The 7174-nt window shown below is 67.8% G+C and carries 9 protein-coding genes; 4 read left to right on the top strand and 5 right to left on the bottom strand.

The genetic code is table 11. The annotated features are described in order from the left end of the window. Positions 1-152: 152 nt before the first annotated feature. From ACR2FV_RS08245 to glpX, 4 genes are read right to left on the bottom strand one after another with little or no spacing between them, the layout of a single operon-like run. Positions 153-656, bottom strand: coding sequence for a beta-class carbonic anhydrase (locus tag ACR2FV_RS08245; RefSeq protein ID WP_434015212.1), 504 nt, complete (start codon positions 654-656; stop codon positions 153-155). Continuing rightward, a complete protein-coding gene (locus ACR2FV_RS08240) occupies positions 653-2371 on the bottom strand; it encodes a fumarate hydratase (protein ID WP_434015211.1) in 1719 nt (572 codons plus the stop codon). The genes ACR2FV_RS08245 and ACR2FV_RS08240 overlap by 4 nt, the downstream gene beginning before the upstream one ends. 10 nt (positions 2372-2381) lie before the next feature. Next, entirely contained in the window at positions 2382-3326 is a 945-nt protein-coding gene (locus ACR2FV_RS08235) for a carbohydrate kinase family protein (RefSeq protein WP_434015210.1), read from the bottom strand. After that, entirely contained in the window at positions 3319-4338 is a 1020-nt protein-coding gene (gene glpX / locus ACR2FV_RS08230; protein ID WP_434015209.1) for a class II fructose-bisphosphatase, read from the bottom strand. The genes ACR2FV_RS08235 and glpX overlap by 8 nt, the downstream gene beginning before the upstream one ends. A gap of 83 nt (positions 4339-4421) precedes the next feature. Here glpX and ACR2FV_RS08225 point away from each other — a divergent pair, with 83 nt between their 5' ends. The 4 genes from ACR2FV_RS08225 to ACR2FV_RS08210 all read left to right on the top strand — a co-directional run bounded on the left by ACR2FV_RS08225 (position 4422) and on the right by ACR2FV_RS08210 (position 6463). Beyond that, positions 4422-4991, top strand: a complete 570-nt coding sequence (locus ACR2FV_RS08225) for a DUF4245 domain-containing protein (protein ID WP_434015208.1) — start codon at positions 4422-4424, stop codon at positions 4989-4991. 47 nt (positions 4992-5038) lie between these two features. Continuing rightward, positions 5039-5272 (top strand): hypothetical protein, encoded by a 234-nt coding sequence (locus ACR2FV_RS08220; RefSeq protein WP_434015207.1) that lies wholly within the window; start codon positions 5039-5041, stop codon positions 5270-5272. Beyond that, complete coding sequence (locus ACR2FV_RS08215) at positions 5269-5700, top strand: TA system VapC family ribonuclease toxin (RefSeq protein ID WP_434015206.1); 432 nt, start codon at positions 5269-5271, stop codon at positions 5698-5700. Before ACR2FV_RS08220 ends, ACR2FV_RS08215 begins: the two co-directional genes overlap by 4 nt. A 169-nt stretch (positions 5701-5869) precedes the next feature. After that, the gene (locus ACR2FV_RS08210; protein WP_434015205.1) at positions 5870-6463 is read left to right on the top strand and encodes an HAD family hydrolase; all 594 of its coding nucleotides are present in this window, start codon (positions 5870-5872) and stop codon (positions 6461-6463) included. 21 nt (positions 6464-6484) lie between these two features. Here ACR2FV_RS08210 and ACR2FV_RS08205 read toward each other — a convergent pair whose 3' ends face one another. Next, complete coding sequence (locus ACR2FV_RS08205) at positions 6485-7015, bottom strand: DUF6518 family protein (protein WP_434015213.1); 531 nt, start codon at positions 7013-7015, stop codon at positions 6485-6487. Positions 7016-7174 lie beyond the last annotated feature (159 nt).

Genomic DNA, 7174 nt, shown 5'->3' with positions numbered 1-7174 from the left:
CCCTCCCCTTTTTTTTTTTTCCTCTCCCCTCCTTTCTCCTTCCCCCCCCCCTTCTCTTTTTCTTTCCCTCCTTTCCTTTTTTTCCCCCTCTCCCTTCCCTTCTTCCCTTCTTTTTTTTTCTTTCTCTTTCCCCCCCCCCCACGCTCGCGGGCTCACAGCACCGGCTGCAGAAGCCCCGTGTCGACGTCGTAGATGAATCCCCCGACCTGGGCCCGCTCCAGGATGAGCGGGTGGGTGCGCACCCGGGTGACGTCCTCGGCCAGCGCCCGTTGCTGGTCGTCCACGACATGGAATCGCTGCCAGGTCGTGTCGGCGCCGACGGACGCACCGACGCGCCGGTGCAGCTCCTCCTCGCTGGCGCTGGCCATCGCACACCGGGTATGCGGTGCGATCACCACGCGGCGCACGTTCAGCAGGTGCACCGCCAGCACCAGCGCCTCCAGTGCGGCGTCGGTGACCCGGCCCCCGGGGTTGCGGAAGATCTTGGCGTCTCCGTGTTGCAGGCCGAGCATCCGCAGGGGGTCGATCCGGGAGTCCATGCAGGTGACGATGGCCACCCCGGCGCGGGCGATGCCGTCGAAGCCCGCCAGATCGAACGAGGCGGCATAGGCCCGGTTGGCCTCGATCAGGTCGGCGAAAGCGTCGGGTTGGCTCATGATTGTGAGTCTATGTCGGGCCGGGTGTGGATCGTCCTGGCAATCGGCTGCATCACGTCGGCGAAGAAGTCGTTGCCCTTGTCGTCCACGACGATGAAGGCCGGGAAGTCCTCGACCTCGATCTTCCAGACCGCCTCCATGCCCAGCTCCTCGTATTCCAGCACGTCCACCGAGCGGATGCAGTCCTGGGCCAGCCGCGCAGCGGGGCCGCCGATGGAGCCGAGATAGAAGCCGCCGTGCGACCGGCAAGCCTCGGTGACCTGTCCGCTCCGGTTGCCCTTGGCCAGCATCACCTTGGAGCCGCCGGCTGCTTGGAACTGTTCGACGTAGGAGTCCATCCGCCCCGCTGTGGTCGGACCGAACGAGCCGGACGGCATACCCTCGGGCTTCTTCGCCGGCCCCGCGTAGTAGACCGGATGGTCGCGCAGGTAGGCCGGCATCTGCTCGCCGGCGTCGAGGCGCTCCTTGATCTTGGCGTGCGCCAGGTCGCGCGCCACGACCAGCGGGCCGCTGAGGGAGACGCGGGTCTTGACCGGATGCTTGGACAGCTCGGCGAGGACCTGGTCCATCGGCTGGTGCAGGTCGATCGGCACCGCGGCGCGCTGCCCGGTGCCGGACACGCCGACCGACTCCTCGTCGAGCTCGCCGTCCACCTGGTCGGGCAGGAACCGGGCCGGGTCGGTCTCCAGCTGCTCCAGGAAGATGCCGTCGGGGGTGATCTTGGCCAGCGCCTGCCGGTCGGCCGAGCAGGACACGGCGATCGCCACCGGCAGCGAGGCACCGTGCCGGGGCAGCCGGATGACCCGCACGTCGTGACAGAAGTACTTGCCACCGAACTGGGCCCCGATGCCGAAGCCGCGGGTCAGCTCGTGCACCCGCCCCTCCAGATCGGGGTCGCGGATCGCGTGCCCGGCCAGTGACCCCTGCGTCGGCAGGGTGTCCAGATAGCGCGCCGAGGCGTACTTCGCGGTCTTCAGCGCGAACTCCGCCGACGTGCCGCCGAGCACGACGGCAAGGTGGTAGGGCGGGCAGGCCGAGGTGCCCAGCGCCCGCAGCCGCTCGTCGAGCCACTCCATCAGCCGGTCCGGATCGAGCAGCGCCTTGGTCTCCTGGAACAAGAACGACTTGTTGGCCGAACCACCGCCCTTGGCCATGAACAGCAGCTTGTATGTCGTCTCGTGCCCGGCCGCGGTGTCGGCGTACAGCTCGACCTGGGCGGGCAGGTTGGAGCCGGTGTTGTGCTCCTCCCACGTCGTGATCGGCGCCATCTGGGAGTAGCGCAGGTTGAGCCGGGTGTAGGCGTCGAAGACGCCGCGGGAGATCGCCTCTTCGTCACTGGTCTCCCCTGAGGTCAGCACGTGCTGCCCGCGCTTGCCCATCACGATCGCGGTGCCGGTGTCCTGGCACATCGGCAGCACGCCCCCGGCGGCGATGTTGGCGTTCTTGAGCAGGTCGAGGGCGACGAACTTGTCGTTGGTGCTGGCCTCGGGGTCCTCCAGGATGGTGGCCAGCTGGGCCAGGTGACCCGGGCGCAGGTAGTGCGCGATGTCGTGCATCGCCGTCTCGGTCAAGGCTCGCAACGCCTCGGGGGCCACCTCGAGGAAGGTCCGTCCGCCGGGGCCCTCGACCGTGCGCACCCCGTCGGTGCCGAGCAACCGGTATGTCGTCTCGTCCTCGCCGATCGGCAACAGGTCGGCATAGCGGAAGTCGGTCATGACCCGGACTCTAGCCCCCGTCGGGTAGCTCGAGATCGGCGCGCGTGGGGGAGGCAGCGCCCGCGTGGGCCACCGTGTAGGCGGAGGTGGCCACCGCCCGGCCGACGGCTCGGCGGACCACGTCGAGGTCGGCGTCGGCCAGCCGGCCGCGCGCCTCGACCGAGCCCAGCAGGCCCTCGTCGAGCAACCCTGAGACGAGCCCGGCCATGAACGAGTCGCCCGCCCCCACGGTGTCGACGATATCGATGTGTCGGGCAGCCACCTGCGTGGACGCGCCCGAGCCGGCCAGGTGGATCATCGCCCCGTCGCCACCTTGGGTGATGATGACCAGGCTCGGGCCCAGCCGACCCCACTCCCGCGCCACCGTCTCCGCCGGTGCCCCGTCATACAGCCAGTCGATGTCCTCGGTGCTGCACTTGATGACGTTGCTGCGCCCGACGCACTCCTCGATCCGCTGCCGGGCGTCGCGCGGGGCGCCCATGATGGAAGGCCGGGCGTTGGGGTCGTAGGACACGGTGGCGTGCTCGCGCGCGCGCCCGGCCAGCTCGACCACCTGCTGGCCGCCGGGCTCCAGGGTGGCCGAGATCGACCCGATGTGCAGGTGTCCGACGTCGGCGAGGTCCAGCGGGGGCAGCTCCCACTGCAGGTCGAACTCGTAGGTGGCGACCCCCTCCGCATCGACCTCTGCCGCGGCGGTCGGGGTGCGCTCGGCTGCGTCACTGCCCTCGGTCAGTGTGACGCCTCGCTCGGAGAGGTATGCCGTGATCCGCTCACCCCGCTCGTCCTGGCCGATGTGGGTGGCCAGCCGGGTCGGGTGGTCCAGGCGGGACAGCCCGACCGCGACGTTGGCCGGGCTGCCGCCGACGTGTTCGGTGCTCTCGCCACCGACCGGGTGGACGATATCGATCAGCGCCTCACCCGCGACCAGGACGGTGCTCTGCTGCGGCTCAGGCATGGGGCGCGAACTCGTCGGCGATGGCGGCGACCTTGTCGAGCCGGTGGTGCGACTCGATGATCCGGATGGTGCCGGACTTGCTGCGCATCACCAGCGAGTTGGTGACGGCGGTGCCCGCGCCGTAGCGCACGCCCTTGAGCAGCTCGCCGCTGGTGATGCCGGTGGCGACGAAGAAGCAGTTGTCGCCGGTGACCAGGTCGTCGGTGGTCAGCACCCGGTCCAGGTCGTGGCCGGCGTCGATGGCGTGCTGCCGCTCGTCGTCGTCCTTAGGCCACAGCTTGCCCTGGATGACCCCGCCCATGGCCTTGACCGCGCAGGCCGTGATGATCCCTTCGGGGGTGCCGCCGATGCCGAGCAACATGTCCACGCCGCTCTCCTGCTGACAGGCCGCGATGCCACCGGCGACGTCGCCGTCGCTGATGAAGCGCAGCCGGGCACCCGCGGCCCGCACCTCCTGAGCCAGGTCCTGGTGCCGCGGACGGTCCAGCATGATGACTGTGATGTCCTCGGGGTAGCGGTGCCGCGCCCGGGCGACCCGGCGGATGTTCTCCGCGATCGGCAGTCGGATGTCGACCCGGTCGGCGCAGTCCGGGCCCACCACGAGCTTGTCCATGTAGAACACGGCGCTGGGGTCATACATCGTGCCCCGCTCGGCGACCGCCATGACGGCGATGGCGTTGTCCATGCCTTTGGCGGTCAGCGTCGTCCCGTCGATCGGGTCGACGGCCACGTCGACCTGCGGGCCGGTGCCGTCGCCCACGTTCTCGCCGTTGTAGAGCATGGGCGCCTCGTCCTTCTCGCCCTCGCCGATGACCACGATCCCGTCCATGGAGACCGAGGAGATGACCTTGCGCATGGCCTCGACGGCGGCGTTGTCGGCGAGGTTCTTCTCCCCGAGACCGACCCAGCGGCCCCCAGCGAGCGCGGCCGCCTCGGTGACGCGGACGAGCTCCAGGGCCAGGTTGCGGTCGGGCAGCACGCTCTCGCGCTGGGTGCGTGGCTCGTCGGCCATGTCGGACTCCTTCGTCTCGAGGTCGAGCGGTCGCCACGACCCTATCGCCGCAGCGCCGTGTCTGGGAGTGCGACCATGGAGGAGTGAGTGACAAGCGGCGCGAGCGGTTGATGTCCTACTCGGGCAAGAACATGGTCTATTCGATGCTTGCCGTGGTGGGGCTGGCCTTCGCCTGGTGGGCGATCGCGCCACAACCCGAAGAGGACCAGCGCCGACCGGTCGAAGTAGTGCAGATCGCCGACTACGCCGCCACCCAGGCCGACTGGCCCGTCTGGTCACCCGTGCTGGGTGAGGACTGGACCGCCAACACGGCGGAGTTCGCCACGCTCGAGGGGGTGCCGACCTGGCGCACGGGCTGGACCTCGCCGGAGACCACCTACGTCGCCCTTCGGCAGGCCGTGGACCCCACTGACGGGTGGCGCCAGGACGTGCTGCGCGGTATGCAGCAGCAGGAGGACCTGATGTTGCCCGGGCCGGCGGGGGAGCAGGCGTGGCAGGTCTTCACCGGAGTCAGCGACAACGACGAGGACGAGGTCTCCCTGGTGCTGAAGCCCTCAGGTGACCAGCCCGCCGTGACGATCGTGCACGGCACCGCGGATGTCGCCCAGATGTCGACCTTCGTCGGGTCCCTGCAGGTCGTGGCCTCGGAGTAGCGCCGAAGACTGCTGCCGACGCCAGTTGATGCCGTAGCATCAGATGCATGCGCACCACGCTCAATGTCGACGACGATGTGCTCCACGCTGTCCAGGAACGAGCGAAGCGCGAGCGTCGGACTGCAGGTCAAGTGTTGTCCGAGCTCGCTCGCCAAGCGTTGACCGGTCCGGCCCTCGACGATGGGGTGCAGAGCCACCACGGGTTCGTGCCCTTGCCCCACGGCGGTGCGGTCGTCACCAACGCCATGATCGACCGGCTTCGTGAGGAAGAGGATGAATGAGTCGGGCGCTGCTCGACGTCAACGTGCTGCTCGCGCTCTTCGATCCTGGTCACCTCCACCATCGTCGCGCTCACGAGTGGATTACCGAAGGGTTCGATGACGGCTGGTCGTCTTGCGCGATCACTCAGAACGGGTTCCTGCGGATCATCAGTCGACCGCGCTACCCCAATCGAGTCTCACCCGCCCAGGCCCACGAGGTCTTGAGTCGTGCCTGCACGACTGACCTCCATGAGTTCTGGTCCTGCAGCATCAGCCTGTTGGACGAGCACATCGTCGATCCGAGCCGTCTGCACGGTCCCCGTCAGGTCACCGACGCCTACGTCTTGGCGTTGGCTGTCGAACACGACGGGCGACTGATCACCTTCGACCGTTCGCTCCCGGTCTCCGCAGTGCGGGGAGCCACGAAGGACCACATCGTCCTCCTGTGAGCCTCCGGTCGGCCGTCCTCGTGTCAGCTCCAGAGCGGCAACGAGCTTGGCGTCTGGTCGGAAGACTGAGAGATCTGAGCACCTGCCGAAGAGCGCGCGGATGTGCGCTGGTTTCGTCGCTGGCACCCATCCCAGGCTGTTCGCGGCCGGTCCGTTGCAGAATGGCCTTGTGATCACCGCAGTGTTGCGTGACCTCGACGGTGTTGTCCGACACTTCGACCCCGATGGCAGCTCGGGCATCGAAGCGCGACACGGGCTCGGGAATGACCTCCTCAATGAGGTCGCCTTCGCTCAACCGCTCCTCACGGAGGTCGCCACCGGCCAGATGACTCGGCGTGAGTGGATCGAGTCGATCGGTGAACGGGTCGGATCCACCGCGGCCGCCGAGGAATGGGCCCTTCAGCGGCCCGTCGTGGACGAGGAGGTCCTGAGGCTTGCGGACAAGTTGCGGGCTCAGTGCATCGCGGTTGCAGTCCTGACCAACGATACTGACACCACCTCAGAAGAGGTGACCACTCCAGGCATTCATGGCCGGGTCGAGGCGGTATTCAACTCCGCGGAGATTGGGGCGTGCAAACCCGACCCTCGCAGTTTTCAGCACGCCCCGGATGTGCTCTGCCGGCCGGCCGAAGCGGTCTTCTTCGTTGCCGACAACCCGGAGAACGTGTCCGGTGCGACGGCGCTCGGCCTGCCCGCGCACGTCTTCGTCGGCGCGTTGGAGTTGGAGACCGAGTTGCGTAGTCGCGGCCTCCTTCAGGGGTAGTACCACCCAAACGAACGCCTCCTATGGGCTGGCTCTCGTGGGCCTGCGCTGCAGGCGGAGCCACCGCAACGTGATGGCGATCGTCAGTGCCACGGCGACGATCCACGCGACACGCTCTGGCCAAGGTCGAATATGGTCTGATCCTGTCGGGTAGGAGAACATCACGACAAGGACCGGGGCGGTGAGTGCAGGCAGGAGACTCCACCATCGGGGGCGCCGAGCCAGATGGCCAAGGAGACCGAACACCGAACCCACTCCCAAGGACATCGCCATCCAGTAGGCCATCTCGCCGGTTTCGAGTTCATCGTTGAGCCCGAAAGCATGGTCGCTGACGTAGTACACGACTGCGGCGATGGCCAAGGCCAGCACTCCAGTCACCGCCGCCGACCACCTCGTGGTCGACCACCAACCCAGACCGAAGGCGACAAGCGCCCATGCCCAAGCGGTGCCGATGACGGCCGCAAGCAAACGGGCCTGAAACAGGCATCGACGAGGTAGGGCACGGGCATACTGCGGTTGGGCTCGGCAGCAGTGGCAACGAGGTGGGCCCATCAAGCTGGCAAGCGACACCTCAGGTGTCGACGCAGTCCTCGCGTCGAATGTCGGCTCTCCTGTCGTTCCCGTGGGTCATCAGGGGGTGATCCGTTGACAGGGTGAGTGAGCGCACGCCGTTCCCGCATAGGTTCTGGGCTGTCTGAAGGTCCGGAACCA

It is taken from the genome of Ornithinimicrobium sp. (assembly GCF_051004135.1).
GTDB lineage: Bacteria > Actinomycetota > Actinomycetes > Actinomycetales > Dermatophilaceae > Ornithinicoccus.
The sequence above is the reverse complement of the archived record's forward strand: the minus strand, read 5'-3'. Positions and strand labels throughout refer to the sequence as shown.